Origin of the sequence: Pseudomonas fluorescens (genome assembly GCF_030344995.1) — a bacterium.
GTDB classification, from domain to species: Bacteria; Pseudomonadota; Gammaproteobacteria; order Pseudomonadales; family Pseudomonadaceae; genus Aquipseudomonas; species Aquipseudomonas fluorescens_BF.
In genome coordinates, this window is record NZ_CP128260.1 from 1722374 (window position 1) to 1746362 (window position 23989).

Genomic DNA, 23989 nt, shown 5'->3' on the forward strand with positions numbered 1-23989 from the left:
TCCGTTGATGCAGGTCAGTTATTTCCCTTCCTTTCCTGCGCATGGTGACCGGCATTGATCCCGGTCAATTCCTGCGCCTGCCTGATTGGTTAACTTAGTTCCATCGCAGCAAAGCAGGGGCCAGGAGGCCAGTCATGTTTTTCGATAACGTGGTGTTTGCCGGGGTCCTGACTGTGGGGCTGATGGTTCTGTTTTTTGCAGGGTTTGGATTTTTTATCTGGAAGGATGCGAATAAGCGCAAGAAGCCTTAGTCCTTCTGGGTTTGATGAGCACGCAAGGCATTTTGGGGCGACTTCGGTTGCCCCTTTTTTTTGTGTCTTGGCGGCCTTTGGGCCGACCATGCTTTGGGTGTTTTTTGTGAATATCCGTTTTTGTGGGTGTTGCGGCTGGCGGTTCCGCTCTTACAGCGGCTCACTTTTCCAAACGCCGAAAAGTAAGCAAAAGGCTGGGCCCCTGCGGTCGGCGCCTCGCTGAGGCTCGGCGTTCCTTCGCTCCGGGATTCATCCGGGGGCATCGCCTACGGTTTGCTTCGCTGCACCTCCTCTCGATGTGTTTGGCTTCGCCAAACGGTCGCTGCGCTCCCACCCCCGGATAAATCCCTCCACTCAGCCTTCCGATGGGGCCGGTACGTCAAAAGCTTTACTCGAGCTAACGCTCATCGTGTTGAGTGGTGGGAAGCCAAAGCCAAAGCCAAAGCCAAAGCCAAAGCCAAAGCCAAAGCCAAAGCCAAAGCCAAAGCCAAAGCCAAAGCCAAGGCAAAGGCAAAGGCAAAGGCAGGCTTTAGATGTTTGCTTTTTAAGACCTGAGTTCACCTCGGTATCTCACGTCGGCGTACCTTTCCCAAACAACTCGGTCAGTCCCCTCTCCCTCCGGGAGAGGGTTAGGGTGAGGGCGCTCTTGATCTTCAGCGCCTCTTTACCGCGCCCAACAAAAAAGGCGTGATCCTTTCGAATCACGCCTTTTTCATTACAGCGGTCTATCAGCTACCCAGTGCCTTCGACGCCAGCCAGAACAGGCCGGCCGACAGGGCCACGGTGGCTGGCAGGGTCAGGACCCAGGCCAGCAGGATGGTTTTCACCGTGCCGCCTTGCAGGCCGCTTTTGTTGGCGACCATGGTGCCGGCCACGCCCGAGGAGAGGACGTGGGTGGTGGACACCGGCAGGCTGAAGATGTTGGCCAGGCCGATCAGGCTGGCGGTGGTGATCTGGGCCGACATGCCTTGCGAGTAGGTCATGCCTTGTTTGCCGATCTTCTCGCCGATGGTCAGTACCACGCGTTTCCAGCCGACCATGGTGCCCAGGCCCAGGGCCAGGGCGACCGCCAGAATCACCCAGAACGGGGCGTATTCGGTGGTGGTGGTCAGGTCTTTGCGCAGTTTGTCCAGGTCGGCTTTTTCACGCGGTGCGAGGCCTGGCAGTTTGCTGACTTTCTTCGCGGTGTCGTCCAGGCAGAGCAGGTAGCGACGCACTTCGATGCGGCTTTCCGAGGACAGCGAGTGGTAGTCCGCTACACCTTTGAGGGTGTCGAGCAGGGCAGCGATGGTCGGTTCGGTCTGTTGCGGGTTGCAACGGAATTTCTCCGGCAGGTCGCCTTCCACGCTTTTGCCCAGGGCCAGGAATTCGCCCAGGGTGTCGGCGTTGCGCTTGTAGAACTGGCTCAGGTGCAGGGTCGCGTCGCGAGTACGTTCGATCTGGTAGGTGGTGCTGTTCAGGTCGAGTACGAACTGCGCAGGCACGATACCGATCAGTACCAGCATGATCAGGCCGATACCTTTCTGGCCGTCGTTGGAACCGTGCACGAAGCTCACGGCCATGGCCGAGATCACCAGGACCAGGCGGTTCCAGAACGGTGGGTGCTTCTTGTCGTCGATCTTGCGGCGCTGTTCCGGCGTCTTGTGCATCTTCGACAGCGGGCGCCACCATTTCAGGCCGATCAGCACCAGCGCGGCGATCAGGAAACCGGCCATCGGCGAGAACACCAGCGAGGCGCCGATATCGATCGCTTTCTGCCAGTTGACGCCGTCGGCCAGTGGAATTTCGTTGATCAGGGCGTTGGCCAGGCCGACACCGAGGATCGAACCGATCAGCGTGTGCGAACTGGAGGCCGGGATACCGAAGTACCAGGTGCCCAGGTTCCAGGCGATGGCGGCGGCGAGCAGCGAGAAGACCATTGCCAGACCATGGCCGGTGTTCACGTTGATCAACAGTTCTACCGGCAGCAGGTGCACGATGGCATACGCCACGCCAACGCCGCCCAGCAATACGCCGAGGAAGTTGAACACGCCCGAGAAGAACACCGCCAGGTGAGGCGGCATCGCTTTGGTGTAGATAACAGTGGCTACCGCGTTAGCGGTGTCATGAAATCCATTGATGAACTCGAAGGCGAGGACAAATGTCAGGGCGAGCAGGAGGCTCACAAGCACCCAGGCATCCAGTCCGCTGAATAAATCGATCATGAAGGTTTTCTGACCCGGTCATAAGGGGGCGCGATTATGCCAGAAAAGACTGGAAATCGATCCCCTACCTGCTCATCGGTAACCGTCTTCGCCAAATTAATTTGTATCAAGGTGCATTACCCAAGCTTTTTGCAGGGTTTTGCAAGGCATTGATTCGATTGATAAAAATGCGAGAAGGCGGCGGATTGGCCGGTTGTCGGGAGGGGGCTGAAACTTGTATGAAATATCTGAGAAACGCGTCTGACACACTCCAGACCTGCGCAATTCAGGGGAGTTGGCCGCTGCCCGCGGGTAGCGGGCGCGCAAGGCATCGTCAGTCCACCGTGCTTGTAACCCGGTGAGTACGCTTACCCTCGGAAGATGCAAAGGACGGCTTCAAGGCTCTTCGGCTTTGAGTTCCTCTTCCATTTTTTTCAGTTCTTGCTGGAAGACCTGATCCTGAACGGTAGGGCGTTTACGCCAGGCTTTGCGTTCTGGTTCGGGCTGGGCGGCGTAGGTGGTGACTTCCCCGCCGTAAACTTCCTTGTAACGTTGTTCCTGGCGCTCAAGTTCCGCGCGCAGTTCGTCTTTCGTCACAGTGCTACCTGTATGAGTTGAGATAAATGTCTGGTGAACGCACTGCAACGAATCATTTAACCGGTTCACCAACAAGCGCTCGCCCGGACAGGCAGCGGTGTTGTCGGGAAGACGGTCAGGACTTCCATGTTGCAGGCGGCTACGGCACCAGATTAAAACTGACGCAGCATCAGTTTCCTGTTTCAGCGAGCGCGCTGGCGGTGCATGAGTAATGCGCATCAGGCGCTGGCCGGGGCCGGCGGCGATGGACATCGCGCCAGCGGGTGGCACCGTCGGCAAATAAAAGCGCGGTGTCACTGAGGTGCATTATAGCGGCCGAATCGGGATTGACTATCTTTGCCAAGTTAAAAACGGTTCCGGATGTGTGATTGTTTTGTGACGTGCAACTTCCAGCAATAGTTGCATCTTTGTTGCGCAGTGTTTGGTTTCTGGCGCCATTTAGTCGGACAACTAAGGCTCGTTAACTACGCAGGCGTTTCAGGTCCAAATCTGCTCAGCGCAGCCCGCCGGAGGAGACGAGGGCGATTGCGATTATCGGTCGACGGTTCGATAATCGCCCGGTGTTGGCGGTCTGTCGCTTGTGTATCCGCCAGCGAGCCGCTTGTATAGCCGTTGATCCGAACAAGAAAAAAGGACCTGACATGAACGATCAAATGCGCAATTCCTTCACCTCGGTAGCGCCGCCGATCGTCGCTTCGCCGGCCAAGCGTATCCAGGCCCTGACCGGTGATCCGGATTTCATGACTTCCCTGGCCCGTGGCCTGGCGGTGGTGCAGGCGTTTCAGGAGCGCAAGCGCCACCTGACCATCGCCCAGATCAGCCACCGCACGGAAATTCCCCGCGCCGCCGTGCGCCGTTGCCTGCACACACTGATCAAGCTCGGTTATGCCACCACTGACGGACGCACTTATTCGCTTCTGCCCAAAGTGCTGACCCTCGGTCACGCCTATCTGTCTTCGACGCCGCTGGCGGTCTCCGCCCAGCCGTACCTCGACCGCATGAGCGAGCAACTGCACGAGGCCTGCAACATGGCCACGCTGGAAGGCGACGATATTTTGTACATCGCCCGTTCGGCCACCACTCAGCGTCTGATTTCGGTGGACCTCTCGGTGGGCGGGCGGTTGCCGGCATATTGCACGTCCATGGGGCGGATTCTGCTGGCAGCGCTGGACGATACCTCGCTGCGCGAATACCTCGACCACGCCGAACTGGTGGCCAAGACCAGCCGAACGATTCACACCCCCGACGCCTTGCTCGAATGTTTGCAGGAAGTGCGGCAGCAGGGCTGGTGCATCGTCGATCAGGAGCTGGAACAGGGCCTGCGCTCAATTGCAGTGCCAGTGTATGACGCCTCCGGCCAAGTGGTGGCCGCGCTCAACGTCAGCACCCACGCCGGTCGCGTCAGCCGCACCGAGCTGGAGCAGCGCTTTCTGCCCGGCCTGTTAAGCGCCAGTCGCGATCTCAGTGCGCAGTTGTTTGCCTGATGAAGCTGTTCGATAAACGCACAGAGTTGCGTTTATCGAATTGACGCTAAAACCCCCGGATCATTAATGTCGCGGCAGCGTCATCCGGCGCGAATGTGAATGAGCCCGCCGGATTGTCGACTCCCATAATAATGACAAGAGGCAACTTCCCATGCGCACGTTCCCCGACTGTCGCCGCTCCCGTTCCTGTTGCCGGTATTAGCGCAACGCCTGATTCCTTCCTTATATAGTTGTGACCGCGCCGCTCTCTGGCCGGCCGCCGTTCGACTGCGTTTTCTTGCGTGGAATAAAAATAATGAACCAGCCTCAGTCCGCTGTAGGTCACTGCCTCGACGTGCAGTCCTTCATCAACGCCCAACCGATCTCGCGCTATCAGTGGCGAGTGGTGATTCTGTGTTTCCTGATTGTGTTCCTCGATGGCCTCGACACCGCGGCCATGGGTTTTATCGCGCCGGCTCTGTCTCAGGACTGGGGCATCGACCGCGCCAGCCTCGGCCCGGTGATGAGTGCCGCGCTGATCGGCATGGTCTTCGGTGCGTTGGGCTCCGGGCCGCTGGCTGACCGCTTCGGGCGAAAAGTCGTACTGGTCGGCGCGGTTTTTCTGTTCGGTGCTTTCAGTCTGGCATCGGCCTACGCCACTAACGTCGATCAGTTGCTGGTGCTGCGCTTCCTCACCGGTCTGGGGCTGGGCGCCGGCATGCCGAACGCGACCACGCTGCTGTCGGAATACACCCCGGAGCGCAAGAAGTCGTTGCTGGTGACCAGCATGTTCTGCGGCTTCAACCTCGGCATGGCCGGCGGCGGGTTTATTTCGGCCAAGCTGATTCCGGCATTCGGCTGGCACAGTCTGTTACTGATCGGCGGGATTCTGCCGCTGATCCTCGCCGTGGTGTTGCTGCTCTGGCTGCCGGAATCGGCGCGTTATCTGGTGGTGCGCAATCGCGGCACCGACAAAGTGCGCAAGACCCTCGCGCCCATTGACCCTGCCACCGTCGCTCAGGCCGCGAGCTTCAGCGTGCCGGAACAGAAAACGGTAAAAGCGCGCAATGTGTTCGCGGTGATTTTCTCCGGCACCTACAGCGTTGGTACGTTGCTGCTGTGGCTGACCTACTTCATGGGCCTTGTCATCGTTTACCTGCTGACCAGTTGGCTGCCGACCCTGATGCGCGACAGTGGCGCGAGCATGGAGCAGGCAGCGTTCATCGGCGCGTTGTTCCAGTTCGGCGGGGTGTTGAGCGCGGTCGGCGTAGGCTGGGCGATGGATCGCTTCAATCCGCACAAGGTCATCGGCATTTTTTACCTGCTGGCCGGGGTGTTTGCCTACGCGGTGGGACAGAGTCTGGGCAACATCACGTTGCTGGCGACGCTGGTGCTGGTGGCGGGCATGTGCGTCAACGGCGCGCAATCGGCGATGCCGTCGCTGGCAGCGCGGTTTTATCCGACTCAAGGTCGGGCGACCGGTGTGTCGTGGATGCTCGGGATCGGCCGGTTCGGCGCGATTCTCGGGGCGTGGATGGGCGCAACCCTGTTGGGCCTGGGCTGGAATTTCGAACAGGTGCTGACGGCGCTGGTGATTCCGGCGGGCCTGGCCACGGCAGCGGTGGTGATCAAGGGCCTGGTCAGTCACGCGGACGCGACCTGAGATCCGCGTCCATCACTCCCGCACGCGATGCGGGAGTGATCATTAGGCATATAACAATCTGTTCGATAAACGAACACTCAGTCGATTATCGGATTGTTTGGTGAAAATCAGCGGCTTAATCTTCAGTGACTCCGGCGCAGAACCTCGCGCCTTTTTATCACTGGCGATTCATTACAAAAACAGGAGCCCGCTCCATGGCTGAGATCCTTTCGCTGCACGACGCGGTGAAGCAATTCGTCAACGACGGCGACACCGTCGCGCTCGAAGGCTTCACTCACCTGATCCCTACGGCGGCGGGTCATGAAATCATTCGTCAGGGCAAGAAAGATCTGACCCTGGTGCGGATGACGCCTGACCTGATCTACGACCAACTGATCGGCGCCGGCTGTGCACGCAAGCTGATCTTTTCCTGGGGTGGCAACCCTGGCGTGGGTTCGCTGCACCGTCTGCGCGACGCGGTCGAGAAGCAATGGCCGCACGCGCTGGAAATCGAAGAACACAGCCACGCCGACCTGGCCAATGCCTACGTCGCCGGCGCTTCCGGCCTACCGTTCGCGGTACTGCGGGCCTACGCTGGCTCCGACCTGCCGAAGGTCAACCCGCTGATCAAATCCGTAACGTGCCCGTTCACCGGCGAAGTGCTGGCGGCGGTGCCGTCGGTGCGTCCGGACGTGACCGTGATCCACGCCCAGAAGGCCGACCGTCAGGGCAACGTGCTGCTGTGGGGCATCCTCGGTGTGCAGAAAGAAGCCGCACTGGCCGCCAAGCGCTGCATCGTCACCGTCGAAGAAATCGTCGACAACCTCAACGCCCCGATGAACGCCTGCGTGCTGCCGACCTGGGCCTTGAGCGCGGTCTGCCATGTGCCCGGTGGCGCGCATCCGTCCTACGCCCACGGTTACACCGAACGTGACAACCGTTTCTATCAGGCGTGGGATCCGATCGCCCGCGATCGTGAGACGTTTACCGCGTGGATCAACGAATACATCCATGGCTGCGCTGACTTCAGCGAGTTCCAGGCCAAGTTGGCCGCTGCTTCGGAGGCCGAGTAATGACTTACACCACCAATGAAATGATGACCGTCGCCGCGGCCCGTCGCCTGAAGAACGGCTCGGTGTGCTTCGTCGGCATCGGCCTGCCGTCGAAAGCCGCCAACCTGGCACGCCTGACGTCGTCGCCGGACGTGGTGCTGATCTACGAATCCGGCCCGATCGGTGCCAAACCCAGCGTGTTGCCACTGTCGATCGGTGACGGCGAACTGGCAGAAACCGCTGACACCGTCGTGCCGACCGGTGAGATTTTTCGCTACTGGCTGCAGGGCGGACGCATCGACGTCGGTTTCCTCGGCGCAGCCCAGGTCGACCGTTTCGGCAACATCAACACCACCGTGGTTGGCGACTATCACCAGCCGAAAGTGCGTCTGCCGGGTGCCGGTGGCGCGCCGGAAATTGCCGGCTCTGCCAAAAGCGTGCTGATCATCCTTAAACAGTCGGCGCGTTCATTTGTCGACAAGCTTGATTTCATCACTTCGGTCGGCCATGGCGAGGGCGGCGATTCGCGCAAACGTCTGGGCCTGCCGGGCGCCGGGCCGGTCGGGATCATCACCGACCTGTGCATCATGGAACCGGAAGAGGGCACCCACGAGTTTGTGGTCACCGCACTGCACCCGGGTGTGACCCGCGAGCAAGTGGTCGCCGCCACCGGTTGGGCAATCCGTTTTGCCGACAGCGTGGCCACCACCGCCGAACCGACCGAAGTCGAGCTGACCGCCCTGCGCGATCTCGAAGCCCGCACCGCAGCGGCCCACGGCCAGGCACCGGGAGAAGCATGATGCGCGACGTTTATATCTGCGATGCGATCCGCACCCCCATCGGCCGTTTCGGTGGCGGTCTGGCGGCGGTTCGCGCTGACGACCTGGCCGCCGTGCCGATCAAGGCCCTGATGGAGCGCAACCCCTCGGTGGACTGGAGCGCCATCGACGAAGTATTCCTCGGCTGCGCCAACCAGGCCGGCGAAGACAACCGCAACGTCGCGCGCATGGCGCTGTTGTTGGCCGGTCTGCCGGAGAGCGTTCCGGGCGTCACCCTCAATCGCCTTTGCGCGTCGGGCATGGACGCCATCGGCACGGCGTTCCGCGCCATCGCCAGCGGCGAAATGGAGCTGGCGATTGCCGGCGGTGTCGAGTCGATGTCCCGCGCACCGTTCGTGATGGGCAAGGCTGATGCGGCGTTCTCGCGCAACATGAAGCTGGAAGACACCACCATCGGCTGGCGTTTCATCAACCCGTTGATGAAGGCGCAGTATGGTGTCGACGCGATGCCGCAGACCGCCGACAACGTCGCCGACGATTACGAAATTTCCCGCGAGGACCAGGACGCTTTCGCCCTGCGCAGTCAGCAACGTACTGCCGCTGCCCAGGCTGCCGGCTACTTCGCCGAAGAAATCGTCGAAGTGCGGATCGCCCACAAGAAAGGCGAAACCGTGGTCAGCCAGGACGAACACCCACGCGCCGAAACCACGATTGAAGCCCTGACCAAATTGAAACCGGTCAACGGCCCGGACAAGACCGTCACCGCCGGCAACGCTTCGGGTGTCAACGACGGTGCCGCCGCGCTGATTCTGGCCTCGGCCGAAGCGGTTAAAAAACACGGTTTGACTGCCCGCGCCAAAGTGCTGGGCATGGCCAGTGCCGGGGTTGCGCCACGGGTGATGGGCATCGGCCCGGTACCGGCGGTGCGCAAACTTACCGAACGCCTCGGCGTGGCGGTCAGCGATTTCGATGTGATCGAACTCAACGAAGCGTTTGCCAGCCAGGGCCTGGCGGTATTGCGCGAACTGGGGCTGGCGGACGACGCGGCCCAGGTCAACCCGAACGGCGGCGCGATTGCCTTGGGTCATCCGTTGGGCATGAGCGGCGCGCGACTGGTGCTGACCGCGCTGCATCAACTGGAAAAGACCGGTGGCAAGAAAGGTCTGGCGACCATGTGCGTCGGTGTCGGCCAGGGTCTGGCCCTGGCCATCGAACGCGTCTGACGCAAGCCGTGACGAACAAGAACAGAGGAAAGCGAAATGACTGACAAGCCTGGTTACCGCCGCCCGCAGGAAGGCACCCAGCCGCCGTACCTGCACCCGAATTATCAATCCACCAATCTGCGCTCGCCGTCCAAGCCGTTGGTGTTTCTGCCGCACTCGCTGTCGGAAATCACCGGCCCGACCATCGGTGCCGAGCGTGTGGCCGACACCGATAACGATCTGACCGCCCAGCATCAAGGCGAACCCCTCGGCGAGCGGATCATCATTCACGGGCGTGTGCTCGACGAGGACGGTCTGCCGGTTCCGGGGATTCTGGTGGAGATCTGGCAGGCCAACGCTGCCGGTCGCTACAACCACGCCCGTGACATGCACGACGCACCGCTGGACCCGAACTTCACCGGCACCGGCCGCACCGTGACCGACGCCGACGGCTGGTATCAGTTCCAGACCATCAAGCCCGGCGCTTATCCCTGGGGCAACCACCACAACGCCTGGCGTCCGGCGCACGTGCATTTCTCGCTGTTCGGGCCTAGCATCCTGACGCGCCTGGTTACGCAAATGTATTTCCCCGGCGACCCGCTGCTGCCGTACGACCCGATCTACAACTGCGTGCCGGACACCTCGGCCAAGGAACGCCTGATCGCCGCTTTCGATCTGGAAAAAACCATTCCGTCCTACGCCCTCGCTTATCGCTGGGACATCGTGCTGCGCGGCCGCGAAGCCACGCCGATGGAGAAATGAGATGACCCTGACTGCGACCACGTCCCACACCGTCGGGCCGTATTACCACATCGGCCTGACCTGGCTGAACCGTGAAAACCTCGCCAACGAACTGACCCTCGGCCAGCGCGTGGCGATCAGCGGGCAAGTGGTGGATGGCAACGGCGATGTCGTCAACGACGCCATGCTCGAAGTCTGGCAGGCCAACGCCGCCGGCAAATACGATCACCCGGAAGACGAGCAGGCCAAACCGCTCGATCCGAACTTCGAAGGCTTCGGCCGGGTGCCGGTGGACGCCGAAGGGCGCTTCCGTTTCACCACCATCAAGCCGGGCACGGTCGAAGGCCTGAAGGGCTCGACCCAGGCGCCGCATCTGGTGGTGCTGGTATTCGCGCGCGGTCTGGTGAAGCACTTGCTGACGCGGATTTATTTCGAAGGCGATCCGGCGAACGTCAATGATCCGCTGCTCGAATGCGTCCCGGCCGAGCGCCGCACCACGTTGCTGGCGAAACCGGATGCGGCGGGTGTCTATCAGTGGAATGTGATCCTGCAGGGCACTGACGCCGAGACCGTGTTCTTCGATTACTGAAGTGATCACACATCCCCTGTGGGAGCGGGCTTGCTCGCGAAGAGGGTGTGTCAGTCGCCATTGATGTTGGCTGACCCACCGCTTTCGCGAGCAAGCCCGCTCCCACAGGGATTTGCAGCGCTTGAGTATCTGTGGAACGGGACTGTTGCAAAGTATGTCTAGACTCTCACTGTCCCTATCGAGTGAAAAACAATGACAACCCTCACCTCCCATTACACCGGTGAAGAGCGCAGCAAGCGCATCTTCGCCATTGTCGGCGCGTCGTCCGGCAACCTCGTCGAATGGTTCGACTTCTACGTCTACGCCTTCTGCGCGATCTATTTCGCCCCGGCGTTCTTCCCCTCCGACAACCCCACGGTGCAGCTGGTCAACACGGCAGGCGTCTTCGCCGCCGGGTTCCTGATGCGACCGATCGGCGGCTGGATTTTCGGCCGGGTCGCGGACAAGCACGGGCGCAAGAACTCGATGCTGATCTCAATTCTGATGATGTGCTTCGGCTCGTTGCTGATCGCCTGCCTGCCGACCTACAAGGACATCGGCGTCTGGGCGCCGTTGCTGCTGTTGTTCGCGCGTCTGCTGCAAGGCCTGTCGGTGGGCGGTGAGTACGGCACCACCGCGACCTACATGAGCGAAGTCGCGCTCAAGGGCCAGCGCGGGTTCTTCGCCTCGTTCCAGTACGTGACTCTGATCGGCGGGCAACTGCTGGCGGTGCTGCTGGTGGTGATCCTGCAACAGTTCCTGTCCGAAGAAGAATTGCGTGCCTACGGCTGGCGGATTCCGTTCGTGGTCGGAGCGGTGGCGGCGCTGATTTCGCTGTTCCTGCGGCGCACGCTGAAAGAAACCACCAACAAGGAAACGCGTGAGCACAAGGACGCCGGGAGCATCAGTGCACTGTTCCGCGACCACAAGGCTGCGTTCATCACTGTCCTCGGCTACACCGCCGGCGGCTCGCTGATTTTCTACACCTTCACCACATATATGCAGAAGTACCTGGTGAACACCGCCGGCATGCACGCCAAGACTGCCAGCTACATCATGACCGGCGCGCTGTTCCTGTACATGTGCATGCAGCCGCTGTTCGGCATGCTCGCCGACAAGATCGGCCGGCGTAACTCGATGCTCTGGTTCGGCGGCCTTGGCACGCTGTTCACGGTGCCGATCCTGCTCAGCCTGAAAAGTGTCGGCAGCCCGTTCCTGGCCTTCGTGCTGATCACGCTGGCGCTGGCGATCGTCAGTTTCTACACCTCGATCAGCGGTCTGGTGAAAGCCGAGATGTTCCCGCCGGAAGTCCGCGCCCTCGGCGTAGGCCTGGCGTATGCGGTGGCCAACGCGATCTTCGGCGGTTCGGCAGAATACGTCGCCCTGAGCCTCAAGGCCGGCGGTATGGAAAACGCGTTCTACTGGTATGTCACCATCATGATGGCCGTGGCGTTCCTGTTCAGCCTGCGCCTGCCCAAAGAAGCGAAGTATTTGCACCACGACCTTTAAACCGATGCGCGCGGGCCATAACGGCCCGCGCCGGCAAGGACTTTTTATGACTCAGCGACCGGGCAATCAATTGTTCGATGCCTACTTTACTGCCCGCGATATGCGCGACGTGTTCTGCGATCAGGGCCGGGTGCAGGCAATGCTCGACTTCGAAGCAGCACTGGCCCGGGCCGAAGCGCGGGTCGGGTTGATTCCGGCGAATGCTGTCGCGTCGATTGAAAACACCTGCCGCGCCGGGCTGTTTGATTTCGCAGCATTGGGCGAGGCGATTGCCACGGCCGGCAATTCGGCGATTCCGCTGGTCAAGGCCTTGGGCAAACAGATTGCCGCGACCGATGCCGAAGCCGAGCGCTATGTGCATCTGGGCGCTACCAGCCAGGACGTGATGGATTCCGGGCTGGTGCTGCAATTGCGTCAGGCGCTGGCGTTGATTGAAGGGGAGCTGGCACAACTGGCCGACTCCCTCACCATTCAGGCGCAGCGCCACGCCGCGACGCCACTGGCCGGGCGCACCTGGCTGCAACATGCGACGCCGGTGACGCTCGGCATGAAAATCGCCGGTTGGCTCGGCGCCGTGACTCGTAGCCGCCAACGCCTGCGCGAGCTCAAGCCGCGACTGCTGGTGCTGCAATTCGGCGGCGCGTCCGGCACCCTCGCGGCGCTCGGCGAACAGGCGTTGCCGATTGCCCAGGCGCTGGCCGAAGAACTGCAACTGACTTTGCCGGAACAACCGTGGCACACCCAGCGTGATCGCATCGTCGAGTTCGGCGCTGTGCTCGGACTGATCGCCGGCAGTCTCGGCAAATTTGGCCGCGACATCAGCCTGTTGATGCAGACCGAAGCGGCTGAAGTGTTCGAGCCGTCGGCGCCGGGCAAGGGCGGTTCCTCGACCATGCCGCACAAGCGCAATCCGGTGGGCGCGGCGGTGTTGATCGGCGCGGCGACCCGCGTGCCGGGTCTGGTCTCGACACTGTTCAGCGCCATGCCGCAGGAGCACGAACGCAGCCTCGGTTTGTGGCACGCCGAATGGGAAACCCTGCCGGAGATCTGCTGCCTGGTGTCGGGCGCGCTGCAACAGGCGCGGCTGTTGGCCGACGGTCTGGAAGTCGATGCCGCGCGCATGGCCCGCAACCTGGAACTGACCCAAGGCCTGGTGCTGGCCGAAGCGGTAAGTATCGTGCTTGCGCAACGGGTCGGCCGCGACACTGCGCATCATCTGCTCGAGCAATGCTGCAAACGTGCGGTGGCCGAACAGCGCCATCTGCGGGCGGTACTCGGTGACGAAACGCAGGTGACCGCCGAACTCAGCGCAACCGAACTGGATCATCTGCTCGATCCCGCCCATTACCTCGGCCAGGCGCAGGTCTGGGTCGAGCGTGCGGTGGCCGAACACAACGCATTGTCTGACTGAAAGGAGAGGGCTGTGGCTTTCGTTCAACTCGCCGATGGCGAACTGCATTACACATTGGAAGGCCCGGTCGATGCGCCGGTGCTGGTGCTGTCGAACTCGCTGGGCACCGACCTGCACATGTGGGACGTGCAGATGCCGGCCTTCACCGAACATTTTCGCGTGCTGCGTTTTGATACGCGCGGGCACGGTCAGTCGCTGGTGACACCGGGCCCATACAGCATCGAGCAACTGGGCCGCGACGTGCTGGCGCTGCTGGATGCGCTGCACATCGAACGTGCACATTTCTGCGGTCTGTCGATGGGCGGCCTGATCGGCCAGTGGCTGGGGATCAACGCCGGCCAGCGTCTGAACAAACTGATCGTCTGCAACACGGCGGCAAAAATCGGCGATCCGTCGGTGTGGAACCCGCGCATCGAAACCGTGCTGCGCGACGGCCCGGCAGCGATGGTTGCGTTGCGCGATGCGTCGATTGCCCGCTGGTTTACCCCGGACTTTTCCGCCGCCAATCCAGTCGCAGCGAAGCAGATCACCGACATGTTGGCCGCGACCAATCCTGAAGGTTACGCCGCCAACTGCGCGGCGGTGCGTGATGCGGATTTCCGTGAGCAGTTGTCGTCGATCAAGGCGCCGCTGCTGGTGATCGCCGGTACCGAAGATGCGGTGACGCCACCGTCCGGCGGGCATTTCATTCAGGAGCATGTGCGCGGCGCCGAGTACGCCGAGTTCTATGCGGCGCACCTTTCAAACGTTCAGGCCGGCGACGCATTCAGCGACCGCGTGCTGACCTTTTTGCTGGCCGATTGAGGGGATTTCCGTGGACGAGAAACAACGTTACGACGACGGCATGCAAGTGCGCCGCGCGGTGCTCGGCGACGCTCACGTCGATCGCAGCCTGACCACGCTGACCGAGTTCAACTCGGAATTCCAGGAGATGATTACCCGTCACGCCTGGGGAGACATCTGGACCCGTCCGGGCCTGCCGCGCCACACTCGCAGCCTGATCACCATCGCCATGCTGATCGGCATGAACCGTGAGGGCGAACTTAAGTTGCACCTGCGCGCAGCGGCCAACAATGGCGTGAGCCGTGGCGAGATCAAGGAAGTGATCATGCAGAGTGCGATCTACTGCGGGATTCCGGCGGCGAATGCGACGTTTCATCTGGCCGAATCGGTCTGGGATGAGCTGGGTGTCGAATCACGAGAGTGACGACGACTGAGTCGGCCTCATCGCTGGCAAGCCAGCTCCCACAATGAAATGCGGTCCATTGTGGGAGCTAGCCTGCCAGCGATGGTGGTATTTGCCGCGCCGATTCAAACCCTGGCAACAATGAAAATCCGCTTGAACGCAAACAACGTATGGCCGTTTTCCTCCTGCGGATAATGCGCATGCAGCCGCATCAGGTAGTGATAAATGAAGCGCGCCTGTTCCTCTGACGTCAGCCCCTGCATCACCGGTCGCAGCGCCGACACCTTCACCCAGTCATAAACCGGCGACTTGCCGTCGACCACCTGCAACTGCTCGGTTTCCCAGATATCCAGCGACCGGGTCAGTGGCGCAAGCAAACGGTAGTAATCCTCCAGCGACAACAACGGCCGCGCCGCCATGCGCTGGCGCAGTTGTGGGCTGCCCAACGGTTTGCCACCGGGGCCGGCATCGTCGAGGGTCTCGAGCATCAGTTGATACCACAGCGCATCGCGCCAGTCCGGCATGTGCGCGGCCAGACAACCGCCGTGGTTGAGGTGGCGTAGCAGTCCCGGCAACAGCGTTTTATGGTCATCGATGAAATGCAGCACGGCTGCGGCGAACAACAGGTCGGCCGGCTTGCGGGGTTTCCAGTGTTGCAGCTCGGCGTGTTGCCAGCGCGCCTTGATCGGCAGGCAACGGGCGACCTGAAGCATGTCTTTCGAACTGTCGATGCCCGTGATCTTTGCTTGGGGCCAGCGATCGGCCAGAACCTTCGTGGCAATCCCGGTGCCGCAACCAAGGTCGTAGATGCATTGAGGTTTTTTCAGGTCGACACGACTGAGCAATTCCTCGACCGGTTGTTGCCTGAGACGGGAAAACTGTTGGTACGCCCGGGCGTCCCAGTCTTTGTCGACGGGAGCCGGTTTGAGTCGGGTGATCATGAGGCGGTCCTCCGGTGATCAGCAGGGTCTTCCGATGACAACCTGGCCAAGTCTTGGGGACCGACATCAATAGATAACGGAAGCGAAGAGGGTGGAGCACCTGAGTCCTTCAGGTGGATCCACTCTACGCGTTGGCTTGCGCCGTGCCATTAATCCTGACGGATGGTGCAATGGCTCAGAGCAGGCTGATCGGGTAGCTGACGATCAGACGGTTCTCGTCGAACTCGTTGTTGCTGAAGTCTCGGCGCATGGTCGAGTTGCGCCACCTGACGTTCAGGTCCTTGAGTGCGCCGCTTTGCACGGTGTAGCCCAGTTCCGATTCGCGGCCCCATTCCTTGCCGTCGGTGATGGTCCCGGTGTGCACGTTGTCGCCGCTGATGTAGCGGTTCATCAGGGTCAGGCCGGGCACGCCGAGGGCGGCGAAGTTGTAGTCGTGGCGCAGTTGCCAGGAACGTTCCTGCGCGTTGTCGTAGCTTGAGTTGTAGCTGTCGTTGGCGAGCGTTCCGCCGCTGGTGCCGTTGACGCGCATCCAGGCGCTGTCGCCGGTGAGTTTTTGCAGGCCGACGTAGAAGGTGTTGCCGCCGTATCGCGCGGAGAACATGCCCGACCAGGTCTTGTTGTCGAGGTCGCCGGCGCGGGCACTGCCGTCGTCCTTGCCGTAGAAGAAACCGAGGTTGGCGCCCAGGGTCCAGTCGCCGATTGGCTGGCTGTGGATCAGGTTGACGTATTGCTGGCTGTAGATGTCCTTGAGCTCGGCGTTCCACAGACCGATCTGGGTGCGCTTGTCGTTGAACACGTATTCGCCGCCCTGGAAGTTGAAGCGGTCCGAGGTGAACGCGGCTTTGCCGAACATCGACATGTCGCTCATGCTGCTGTCGTCGCGCGGGCTGTTGGCGCGGAACTGGCCGCCGTAAAGGGTCAGGCCGTCGATTTCTTTCGAGGTGATCTGGCCACCGCGAAAGGTCTGGGGCAGTGAGCGACCGTCGTCCGAGCGCAGGATCGGCAGCACCGGCATCCATTCGCCGACCTTCACTTCGGTCTGTGACAGCTTGGCCTTGAATGCCACGTTGGTGCGGCCGAAGGTGTCCGCCGGGCGCCCGTCATGATCCAGTGGCAACGCCTGCGTGCCGCCGGTGCCTCTACCGCCATCGAGCTTCACCGAGTACAACCCCAGCACATCCATGCCGAACCCGACGGTGCCCTGGGTGAAACCGGACTTGGCGTCGAGGATGAAGTTCTGCGTCCACTCTTCAGCCTTGCCCTGAGCCTTGGTCGGGTTGGTGAAATTGCGGTTGATGTAGAAGTTGCGCAGGTTCAGGTTGACCTTGGCCCCTTCGATGAAACCGGCTTCTTCAGCCGCAGCGGGCAGCGCGACGCCGGCCAGGGCGAGGGCGATCAGGCCGGGAAGTGCGTAGGGCGCAAGGGACGTTGTCATGGGCTCGGGTCTCTCTTGTTTTTTTGGGCGAACGGGGGCGTTGCGACCGTTTCTGAGGCGCAGGAATTCAATGGAATCAGGGGCGAAGCGGCGGCGATCAGCCGGATGGAGCAGGGCGCGGGAGCATGGTGTCGAACCTGTTGTTATTGGTTTTGTGGCTCGAATGGTGCGGGGCACGGGCGAGGCGATTCAATCGGCGAAAGTGGAATTCGGGCGATTATCGAACGCAAGATTGGCAGGCAACAAAAAGCCCGCCAGTCGGCGGGCTTTTTGTGTTCAGCGGATGATCAGAACAGCTTCATCTTCGGCGCTTCTTCTTTGAGCGGCTCGTTCTGCGCGGTCTGCGCATTCCAGCCACCACCCAGGGCCTTGTACAGGTTGACCGCACTGGTCAGCTGCGCGAGGCGGTCGGTGATCAGCGATTGTTGCGCACTGAACAGCTGACGCTGGGCATCGAGGAAGGTCAGGTTGCTGTCGACGCCGATGCGATAGCGACGCTCGGCCAGGCGGTAGTAATCCTGGTTGGCGGCGACGAAATCACGCTGGGCCTGCAACTGCTCGGTGTAGGTCTGGCGGGCGGCCAGGCCGTCGGCGACTTCCTGGAAGGCCGTTTGAATGGACTTCTCGTAGTTCGCCACGCCAATGTCCTTCTGGATCTTGGCGTAGTCGAGGCTGGCGCGCAGGCTGCCGGCGTTGAAGATCGGCAGGTTGATCTGCGGCTGGAACAGCCACGTGCCCGAGCCGCCCTTGAACAGGCCGGACAGGTCCGGGCTCAGGCTGCCCGCGTTGGCGGTCAGGCTGATGCTCGGGAAGAACGCTGCGCGGGCCGCGCCGATGTTGGCGTTGGCGGCCTTCAGGTTGTACTCGGCCTGAAGGATGTCCGGGCGACGTTGCAGCAGATCCGACGGCAGGCCGGCCGGCACATCGGCCAGCAGGTCATCCGACAGCGGCTTGGCCGCTTGCAGGTTGGCCGGCACGCCGGTGCCGAGCAGCAGGGTCAGGCTGTTTTCGTCCTGGGCCACCTGGCGGGTGTAACGCGCCAGTTGTGCCCGGGCGTTCTCGACCGAGGTACGCGACTGCGCCAGGTCCAGCGCCGAAGCCACACCGACTTCGTTGCTGCGGCTGGTCAGCTTGTAGCTTTCCTCGAAGGCACCGAGGGTGTCCTGAGTCAGCTTGAGCAATTCCTTGTCGGCCTGCCAGGTCAGGTAGGCGTTGGCCACGTTGGCCACCAGGCTGATCTGGGTGCTGCGACGCGCTTCTTCGGTGGCGAAGTATTGTTGCAGCGCTTGTTCGCTCAGGCTGCGAACCCGACCGAACAGGTCGAGTTCGTAGGCGCTGATGCCGACGGTGGCGGAGTAGGAACTGGTGATCGTCGAATCACCGGTCTGCGACGCCCGGGCCGGAACCCGCTGACGGCTGCCGCTGGCATTGGCCGAAACGGCCGGGAACAGATCGGCACGCTGGATGCGGTATTGAGCCGCGTAGGCGTCGATGTTCAGCGCCGCGACACGCAGGTCGCGGTTGTTTTCCAGGGCGACCTGGATCAGCTGCTGCAGGGCAGGGTCATGGAAAAACTGCTTCCAGCCCTGTTCGGCAGCGGCCTGCGCCGGTGCCTGGGCCGGCGAGTACGCCGGGCCCTGCGGGAATTGCGCGGCCACCGGTGCTTCAGGCTGCTGATAATCCGGTATCAGCGAGCAACCGCTCAGCACGAAGGCGGCAACTGCGATGGAGAGTAGCGACTTGCTCATTGGCCAGCCTCTTTAGGAGTTTCTATGGTGTCATCCTTGCCGGCGTTTTTGCGCTGACCCATGGACGACACAGTGACGAAGAACAGTGGAACCCAGAAGATCGCCAGGATCGTTGCGGTGAGCATACCGCCAATCACGCCGGTACCGATCGCGTGTTGACTGCCCGAGCCTGCGCCGGTGGAGATAGCCAACGGTACAACACCGAGGACGAACGCCAGCGACGTCATGATGATCGGTCGCAGACGCATGCGGCAGGCTTCAATGGCCGCATCGCGCAGACTGCGTCCCTGCTCGTGCAATTCCTTGGCGAACTCGACGATCAGAATGGCGTTTTTAGCCGCCAGACCAATGGTCGTCAACAGACCCACCTGGAAGTACACGTCGTTTGACAGACCGCGCAGGCTGGTGGCCATCAGCGCACCGATGATCCCCAGTGGCACCACGAGCATGACCGCGATCGGAATCGACCAGCTTTCATACAGCGCCGCCAGACACAGGAACACCATCAGCAGCGACAGGGCGTACAGCGCCGGCGCCTGCGAGCCGGACAGTCGTTCTTCGTACGACAGACCGGTCCACGAGATACCCACACCGGCCGGCAGTTTCTTGGCAATCGCCTCGACTTCGGCCATCGCTTCACCGGTGGAGTAACCCGGCGCCGGAGAACCAAGGATCTCCATCGCTTCTACACCGTTGTAACGCGCCAGTTTCGGCGAACCGTAGATCCACTCGCCCTTGGCGAACGCGGAGAATGGAACCATGGTGCCGGCGCTGTTGCGCACGTACCACTTCTTCAGGTCTTCAGGGCTCATGCGAGCGCCGGCCTGACCTTGCACGTAAACCTTCTTCACACGGCCGCGGTCGATGAAGTCGTTGACGTAGCTACTACCGAAGGAGATCGACAGGGTGCTGTTGATGTCGGACAGGCTCAAGCCCAGGGCACGGGCCTTCTCGTCGTCGATTTCCAGGTGGTATTGCGGCTCGTCGTTCAGACCGTTCGGACGCACCTGGTAGAGCACCTTGCTCTGCGCAGCCATGCCGAGGAACTGGTTACGGGCTTCCATCAGCTTGTCGTGACCGATACCGGCGCGGTCCTGCAGGAACACGTCGAAACCGGTGGCGTTACCCAACTCCAGTACGGCCGGCGGGGCGAAGGCAAACACCATCGCATCGCGGAAGCTGAAGAAATGCTGCTGGGCGCGTTGAGCCAGGGCGAACACGCTGTTGCTCGCGTCACGCTCGTGCCATGGCTTGAGCATGATGAACGCCAGACCCGAGCTCTGGCCGCGACCGGCGAAGTTGAAGCCGTTCACGGTGAACACCGAGGCTACCGAGCTGGATTCTTTGTCCAGCAGGTAAGAGCGCATTTCATCGATCACCACCTGCGTGCGCTCGGCACTGGAACCGGCTGGGGTCTGCACCTGGGCGAACAGTACGCCCTGGTCTTCTTCCGGCAGGAACGCGGTCGGAATGCGGGTGAACAGCCAGATCATGCCAACCACGATCAGCAGGTAGGCCAGCAGGTATGGCGCCTTGCGCTGCAGGATGTTGCCGACACCGCGCTCGTAGCTGCGAACGCTGCGGTCGAAGTTGCGGTTGAACCAGCCGAAGAAGCCGCGTTTCGGTGTGCCGTGCTCGCCTTTCGGAATCGCCTTGAGCATGGTGGCGCAGAGCGCCGGGGTAAAGATCAGAGCGACCAGAACCGACAGGCCCATGGCCGACACGATGGTGATCGAGAACTGACGGTAGATCACACCGGTGGAGCCGCTGAAGAATGCCATCGGCAGCAGTACCGCCGACAGTACGAGCGCGATACCGACCAGTGCGCCCTGGATCTGGCCCATGGACTTCTTGGTCGCTTCCTTCGGTGACAGGCCTTCTTCGGCCATCACCCGCTCGACGTTTTCCACCACGACGATGGCGTCGTCCACCAGCAAGCCGATGGCCAATACCATACCGAACATGGTCAGGGTGTTGATGCTGAAACCGGCGGCCGCGAGGATGCCGAACGTACCCAGCAATACCACCGGCACGGTCATCGTGGTGATGACGGTGGCGCGGAAGTTTTGCAGGAACAGGAACATCACCAGGAACACCAGCACGATTGCTTCGACCAGGGTTTCAACCACACCTTTGATCGATTCGGTCACCACCGGGGTAGTGTCGTACGGGAACACCACTTCCATGCCTTGCGGGAAGAACGGCTTGAGGTCGTCAATCGTCTTGCGCAGGGCTTTGGCGGTGTCGAGCGCGTTGGCGCCGTTGGCCAGTTTCACCGCCAGACCGGAAGCCGGTTTGCCGTTGAACTGCGCCGCGATGCTGGAGTTTTCACCACCCAGACCGACGTCGGCGACATCACCGATACGCACTTGCGAGCCATCCTGGTTGACCTTCAGCAGAATCGCCTTGAACTGCTCGGCAGTCTGCAGACGGGTCTTGCCGATGATCGTGGCGTTCAGTTGCTGGCCTGGCAGTGCCGGCAAACCACCGAGCTGACCGGAGGAAATCTGAACGTTCTGCGCCGAGATCGCGGCACTGACATCGGCCGGGGTCAGGTTGTACTTGTTCAGTTTGGCCGGGTCGAGCCAGATGCGCATCGCGTACTGGGCACCGAAGACCTGGAAGTCACCGACACCGGCGGTCCGGGAGATCGGGTCCTGCATGTTCGACACGATGTAGTTGGACAGGTCGTCCTTGGTCATGCTGCCGTCACGCGATACCACGCCGATCACCAGCAGGAAGTTCTTCACTGCCTTGGTCACGCGGATACCCTGTTGCTGCACTTCCTGCGGCAACAGCGGGGTGGCCAGGTTCAGCTTGTTCTGGACCTGGACCTGCGCGGTGTCGGAGTTGGTGCCTTGCTCGAAGGTCGCGGTGATGGTCATGCTGCCGTCGGAGTTACTTTCCGACGACACATAACGCAAGTTGTCGATACCGTTGAGCTGCTGCTCGATCACCTGCACCACGGTGTCCTGAACCGTCTGTGCCGAAGCACCCGGGTAGGTCACGGAAATCGCAATGGCCGGTGGCGCAATGCTCGGGTACTGGTTGATCGGCAGTTTCAGGATCGATAGAGCCCCGACCAGCATGATCACCAGGGCAATTACCCAGGCGAAAATCGGACGGTCGATAAAAAATTTCGACATGAGTTACTCCCCTTTGCCGCCGTAGGCTTTGTCAGCTGCCTTGGCGGGTGCCGGGTTCTTGGCTACGTTGGTCGCTTCGGTCGGGTTGACCTGGACACCTGGACGCACGAATTGCAGCCCTTCGGTGATCAGGCGATCGCCGGCTTTCAGGCCGTCTTCGATCAGCCACTGGCTGCCGACGGTGCGGCTGGCCTTGAGCTGACGCAGTTCGACCTTGTTGTCCGCACCCACGACCAGCGCGGTCGGCGTGCCCTTGAGGTCACGGGTCACGCCTTGTTGCGGCGCCAGGATGGCAGCGGCGTTGACACCGGCCTGCAACTGGGCGCGAACGAACATGCCTGGCAACAGGGTGTGATCCGGGTTCGGGAACACGGCGCGCAGGGTCACGGAGCCGGTGGTCGGGTCGACCGACACTTCAGAGAATTCAAGCTTACCGTCGAGTTTGTACTGGCTGCCGTCTTCCAGGGTCAGCTTGACCGCGGCGGCATTGTCGCCGGCCTTCTGCAGGCGGCCACTTTCCAGTTCTCGGCGCAGCTCCAGCAGTTCCACCGAAGACTGAGTGACGTCGACGTAGATCGGGTCCAGTTGCTGGATGGTCGCCATCGCATCGGTCTGGCCGCTGCTGACCAGTGCGCCCTCGGTCACCGAAGAGCGGCCGATACGACCGGAGATCGGTGCGTAGACCTTGGTGTAGCGCACGTTGATCTGCGCGCTCTGCAGCGACGCTTCCGATTGCAGGCGGTTGGCCACGGCGGTGTCGTATTCCTGACGGCTGACCGCCTGCTCGTCGACCAGTTGCTTGTAGCGGTCGGAGATCGACTTGGTCGAACGCAGGTTGGCTTCGGCGCTTTTCAGGGTCGCTTCATAGACCGACGGATCGATCTGATACAGCTGCTGGCCGGCTTTGACATCGCCGCCTTCCTTGAACAGACGCTTGAGAATGATGCCGTTGACCTGCGGACGAACTTCGGCAACGCGGAACGAGCTGGTGCGGCCCGGCAGTTCGGAAGTCAGGGTAAAGGCTTGTGGTTGCAGGGTGACGACGCCGACCTGAGGAGGTGGTGCGGCGGGAGCCGCCTCTTCCTTTTTACATCCGCTGAGCAGCGATGCCAGGGCGACGGCAGTGACCAGAGCGGTAACAGCTGGCTTGAATTGCATGAAGATCCTCGGGTCAGGCGCGCGAAAAGCGCACAAGAAGTGTGGAAGGGTAAAAAAAGGTTACCGGGTGGATAAGTAGCTTGCTAAGGAATATACTTACGTTCATGGTTGTTTGTAAACACCTTGGCGTCGTATCCACCCTGTTACAAAAGTCGTCGCAAGGTCTGAAATTGTAGGCCGGGGAGCCGATCCGCGAGAGATCAACCCTTTTTTATTCAGCGGATATTCAGCCATCCCTGAAACATCCTGTTTGAGGTTTTACTGCCATGGTCCGTCGTACCAAAGAGGAAGCTCAGGAAACGCGCAGCCAGATTCTCGAAGCGGCCGAGAAAGCCTTCTATGAGCGGGGCGTGGCCCGCACGACCCTGTCGGACATCGCGACCCTGGCCGGGGTGACGCGCGGTGCCATCTACTGGCACTTCAGCAACAAGGCCGATCTGCTGCAAGCCATGCTCGATACCCTGCATGAGCCGCTGGATGAACTGGCCAAGGCCAGCGAAAGCGAGGACGAACCCGATCCGCTGGGCTGCATGCGCAAATTGCTGATTCATTTGTTTCATCAAGTTGCGCTGGACCCGAAGACCCGGCGTATCAACGAAATTCTGTTTCATAAGTGCGAGTTCACCGATGAAATGTGCGATCTGCGCCAGCAGCGCCGGACCGCCAGCCTCGATTGCAATGTGCGGATCGCGCTGACATTGAGTAATGCGGTCAATCGTGGGCAGTTACCGGCAGACCTCGACACTGCCCGGGCAGCCATCAGCATTCACGCCTATATCGACGGCCTCCTTTATGGGTGGCTCCTGGTGCCGGACAGCTTCGAACTTTACGCCGAGGCCGAGCGCTGGGTCGATACCGGGCTGGACATGCTGCGCCTGAGCCCCAGCCTGCGCAAATGAAACAAAATTCGTTATTGGCTCATGCGGCTTCTACCCGCTGCATTGGAGTCGATCCAGGCGGCGAGTTTATACGTCGCG

Annotated in this window: 21 protein-coding genes; 13 read left to right on the forward strand and 8 right to left on the reverse strand. The window is 61.3% G+C overall.

Going from position 1 to position 23989, the window contains the following annotated elements; translation table 11 throughout:
• Positions 1 to 134: 134 nt before the first annotated feature.
• On the forward strand, positions 135 to 251 hold the full coding sequence (ccoM, locus tag QR290_RS07745) for a cytochrome c oxidase subunit CcoM (RefSeq protein ID WP_007959205.1): 117 nt from the start codon (positions 135 to 137) through the stop codon (positions 249 to 251).
• Between the two features lie 354 nt (positions 252 to 605).
• Here the strand turns inward: ccoM and QR290_RS07750 are convergent, their stop codons facing one another.
• The 3 genes from QR290_RS07750 to QR290_RS07760 all read right to left on the reverse strand — a co-directional run bounded on the left by QR290_RS07750 (position 606) and on the right by QR290_RS07760 (position 3031).
• Positions 606 to 812, reverse strand: a complete 207-nt coding sequence (locus tag QR290_RS07750) for a hypothetical protein (protein ID WP_289204651.1) — start codon at positions 810 to 812, stop codon at positions 606 to 608.
• Positions 813 to 979: 167 nt separating this feature from the next.
• Complete coding sequence (locus tag QR290_RS07755; RefSeq protein WP_115076822.1) at positions 980 to 2455, reverse strand: inorganic phosphate transporter; 1476 nt, start codon at positions 2453 to 2455, stop codon at positions 980 to 982.
• A 375-nt stretch (positions 2456 to 2830) separates the two neighbouring features.
• Complete coding sequence (locus QR290_RS07760) at positions 2831 to 3031, reverse strand: hypothetical protein (protein ID WP_007957826.1); 201 nt, start codon at positions 3029 to 3031, stop codon at positions 2831 to 2833.
• Positions 3032 to 3672: 641 nt separating this feature from the next.
• Here QR290_RS07760 and pcaR point away from each other — a divergent pair.
• The 11 genes from pcaR (at position 3673) to pcaC (ending at position 14605) form a co-directional block, all read left to right on the forward strand.
• Positions 3673 to 4515 (forward strand): pca regulon transcriptional regulator PcaR, encoded by an 843-nt coding sequence (gene pcaR, locus QR290_RS07765; RefSeq protein WP_007917109.1) that lies wholly within the window; start codon positions 3673 to 3675, stop codon positions 4513 to 4515.
• Between the two features lie 295 nt (positions 4516 to 4810).
• Positions 4811 to 6157: an MFS transporter gene (locus QR290_RS07770; RefSeq protein WP_115076823.1), complete on the forward strand. Its 1347-nt coding sequence runs from the start codon at positions 4811 to 4813 to the stop codon at positions 6155 to 6157.
• 194 nt (positions 6158 to 6351) lie between these two features.
• Positions 6352 to 7209, forward strand: a complete 858-nt coding sequence (locus QR290_RS07775; RefSeq protein WP_289204652.1) for a CoA transferase subunit A — start codon at positions 6352 to 6354, stop codon at positions 7207 to 7209.
• Entirely contained in the window at positions 7209 to 7988 is a 780-nt protein-coding gene (locus QR290_RS07780; RefSeq protein WP_007957829.1) for a CoA-transferase subunit beta, read from the forward strand. The genes QR290_RS07775 and QR290_RS07780 overlap by 1 nt, the downstream gene beginning before the upstream one ends.
• Entirely contained in the window at positions 7985 to 9190 is a 1206-nt protein-coding gene (pcaF, locus tag QR290_RS07785) for a 3-oxoadipyl-CoA thiolase (protein WP_289204653.1), read from the forward strand. The genes QR290_RS07780 and pcaF overlap by 4 nt, the downstream gene beginning before the upstream one ends.
• Before the next feature lie 36 nt (positions 9191 to 9226).
• Positions 9227 to 9931 carry a protocatechuate 3,4-dioxygenase subunit beta gene (pcaH, locus tag QR290_RS07790; protein WP_115076825.1) on the forward strand — a complete coding sequence of 235 codons (705 nt, stop codon included), beginning with the start codon at positions 9227 to 9229 and terminating at the stop codon, positions 9929 to 9931.
• Between the two features lies 1 nt (position 9932).
• Entirely contained in the window at positions 9933 to 10499 is a 567-nt protein-coding gene (gene pcaG / locus QR290_RS07795; RefSeq protein ID WP_007957832.1) for a protocatechuate 3,4-dioxygenase subunit alpha, read from the forward strand.
• A gap of 192 nt (positions 10500 to 10691) precedes the next feature.
• On the forward strand, positions 10692 to 11987 hold the full coding sequence (locus tag QR290_RS07800; RefSeq protein ID WP_115076826.1) for an MFS family transporter: 1296 nt from the start codon (positions 10692 to 10694) through the stop codon (positions 11985 to 11987).
• Positions 11988 to 12033: 46 nt separating this feature from the next.
• A complete protein-coding gene (locus QR290_RS07805) occupies positions 12034 to 13398 on the forward strand; it encodes a 3-carboxy-cis,cis-muconate cycloisomerase (RefSeq protein WP_289204654.1) in 1365 nt (454 codons plus the stop codon).
• A 12-nt stretch (positions 13399 to 13410) separates the two neighbouring features.
• Entirely contained in the window at positions 13411 to 14202 is a 792-nt protein-coding gene (pcaD, locus tag QR290_RS07810; RefSeq protein WP_115076828.1) for a 3-oxoadipate enol-lactonase, read from the forward strand.
• 10 nt (positions 14203 to 14212) lie between these two features.
• Positions 14213 to 14605 carry a 4-carboxymuconolactone decarboxylase gene (gene pcaC, locus QR290_RS07815; RefSeq protein ID WP_025110738.1) on the forward strand — a complete coding sequence of 131 codons (393 nt, stop codon included), beginning with the start codon at positions 14213 to 14215 and terminating at the stop codon, positions 14603 to 14605.
• Between the two features lie 104 nt (positions 14606 to 14709).
• Here the strand turns inward: pcaC and QR290_RS07820 are convergent, their stop codons facing one another.
• The 5 genes from QR290_RS07820 to emhA all read right to left on the reverse strand — a co-directional run bounded on the left by QR290_RS07820 (position 14710) and on the right by emhA (position 23012).
• The gene (locus tag QR290_RS07820) at positions 14710 to 15525 is read right to left on the reverse strand and encodes a methyltransferase domain-containing protein (RefSeq protein ID WP_289204655.1); all 816 of its coding nucleotides are present in this window, start codon (positions 15523 to 15525) and stop codon (positions 14710 to 14712) included.
• A gap of 175 nt (positions 15526 to 15700) precedes the next feature.
• The gene (locus QR290_RS07825) at positions 15701 to 16960 is read right to left on the reverse strand and encodes an OprD family porin (RefSeq protein WP_115076830.1); all 1260 of its coding nucleotides are present in this window, start codon (positions 16958 to 16960) and stop codon (positions 15701 to 15703) included.
• A 287-nt stretch (positions 16961 to 17247) separates the two neighbouring features.
• Positions 17248 to 18708: an efflux RND transporter outer membrane subunit EmhC gene (emhC, locus tag QR290_RS07830; protein ID WP_115076831.1), complete on the reverse strand. Its 1461-nt coding sequence runs from the start codon at positions 18706 to 18708 to the stop codon at positions 17248 to 17250.
• On the reverse strand, positions 18705 to 21854 hold the full coding sequence (emhB, locus tag QR290_RS07835; protein WP_115076832.1) for an efflux RND transporter permease subunit EmhB: 3150 nt from the start codon (positions 21852 to 21854) through the stop codon (positions 18705 to 18707). The genes emhC and emhB overlap by 4 nt, the downstream gene beginning before the upstream one ends.
• 3 nt (positions 21855 to 21857) lie before the next feature.
• Positions 21858 to 23012, reverse strand: a complete 1155-nt coding sequence (gene emhA, locus QR290_RS07840; protein WP_115076833.1) for an efflux RND transporter periplasmic adaptor subunit EmhA — start codon at positions 23010 to 23012, stop codon at positions 21858 to 21860.
• 266 nt (positions 23013 to 23278) lie between these two features.
• On the opposite strand from emhA, the gene emhR reads away from it, so the two are divergent.
• A complete protein-coding gene (emhR, locus tag QR290_RS07845) occupies positions 23279 to 23911 on the forward strand; it encodes an efflux system transcriptional repressor EmhR (protein ID WP_289204656.1) in 633 nt (210 codons plus the stop codon).
• Positions 23912 to 23989: the final 78 nt, after the last annotated feature.

What these genes read in the sequence shown, in the direction of transcription:
- QR290_RS07755 (WP_115076822.1), bottom strand. Translation starts at nt 2,455, where the DNA reads ATGATCGATTTATTCAGCGGACTGGATGCCTGGGTGCTTGTGAGCCTC.
- pcaF (WP_289204653.1), top strand. Translation starts at nt 7,985, where the DNA reads ATGATGCGCGACGTTTATATCTGCGATGCGATCCGCACCCCCATCGGC.
- QR290_RS07825 (WP_115076830.1), bottom strand. Translation starts at nt 16,960, where the DNA reads ATGACAACGTCCCTTGCGCCCTACGCACTTCCCGGCCTGATCGCCCTC.
- pcaH (WP_115076825.1), top strand. Translation starts at nt 9,227, where the DNA reads ATGACTGACAAGCCTGGTTACCGCCGCCCGCAGGAAGGCACCCAGCCG.
- QR290_RS07805 (WP_289204654.1), top strand. Translation starts at nt 12,034, where the DNA reads ATGACTCAGCGACCGGGCAATCAATTGTTCGATGCCTACTTTACTGCC.
- QR290_RS07780 (WP_007957829.1), top strand. Translation starts at nt 7,209, where the DNA reads ATGACTTACACCACCAATGAAATGATGACCGTCGCCGCGGCCCGTCGC.
- emhB (WP_115076832.1), bottom strand. Translation starts at nt 21,854, where the DNA reads ATGTCGAAATTTTTTATCGACCGTCCGATTTTCGCCTGGGTAATTGCC.
- emhC (WP_115076831.1), bottom strand. Translation starts at nt 18,708, where the DNA reads ATGAGCAAGTCGCTACTCTCCATCGCAGTTGCCGCCTTCGTGCTGAGC.
- emhA (WP_115076833.1), bottom strand. Translation starts at nt 23,012, where the DNA reads ATGCAATTCAAGCCAGCTGTTACCGCTCTGGTCACTGCCGTCGCCCTG.
- pcaG (WP_007957832.1), top strand. Translation starts at nt 9,933, where the DNA reads ATGACCCTGACTGCGACCACGTCCCACACCGTCGGGCCGTATTACCAC.
- emhR (WP_289204656.1), top strand. Translation starts at nt 23,279, where the DNA reads ATGGTCCGTCGTACCAAAGAGGAAGCTCAGGAAACGCGCAGCCAGATT.
- QR290_RS07800 (WP_115076826.1), top strand. Translation starts at nt 10,692, where the DNA reads ATGACAACCCTCACCTCCCATTACACCGGTGAAGAGCGCAGCAAGCGC.
- QR290_RS07775 (WP_289204652.1), top strand. Translation starts at nt 6,352, where the DNA reads ATGGCTGAGATCCTTTCGCTGCACGACGCGGTGAAGCAATTCGTCAAC.
- QR290_RS07770 (WP_115076823.1), top strand. Translation starts at nt 4,811, where the DNA reads ATGAACCAGCCTCAGTCCGCTGTAGGTCACTGCCTCGACGTGCAGTCC.
- QR290_RS07820 (WP_289204655.1), bottom strand. Translation starts at nt 15,525, where the DNA reads ATGATCACCCGACTCAAACCGGCTCCCGTCGACAAAGACTGGGACGCC.
- pcaR (WP_007917109.1), top strand. Translation starts at nt 3,673, where the DNA reads ATGAACGATCAAATGCGCAATTCCTTCACCTCGGTAGCGCCGCCGATC.
- ccoM (WP_007959205.1), top strand. Translation starts at nt 135, where the DNA reads ATGTTTTTCGATAACGTGGTGTTTGCCGGGGTCCTGACTGTGGGGCTG.